Origin of the sequence: Paraburkholderia sp. SIMBA_054, from assembly GCF_046534875.1 — a bacterium.
Classification (GTDB): Bacteria; Pseudomonadota; Gammaproteobacteria; order Burkholderiales; family Burkholderiaceae; genus Paraburkholderia; species Paraburkholderia hospita.
On record NZ_JAWRXV010001447.1, the window covers coordinates 1 to 245 of the forward strand.

Below are 245 nucleotides of genomic sequence, written 5' to 3' on the forward strand. Positions count from 1 at the left end.
TACCGCGACGGCTCCGTCATCCTCGGCTGGACCGGTGACAACGGCGATCCGGACAACTTCCTGGGCACGCTTCTCGGCTGCGCCGGTGTTGGCAACAACAACCGCGCCCAGTGGTGCTACAAGCCGTTCGAAGACCTGATCCAGAAGGCCAAGGTCTCGACCAGCCAGGAAGAGCGCACGAAGCTTTACGAAGAAGCACAGGTAATCTTCAAGGAGCAGGCTCCTTGGAATACGCTTGCTCACTC

The 245-nt window shown here is 59.6% G+C and carries 1 pseudogene; it reads left to right on the plus strand.

Annotated elements, in window-relative coordinates:
* Positions 1-245, plus strand: a pseudogene (locus SB822_RS59840) (ABC transporter substrate-binding protein); the annotation flags it as partial.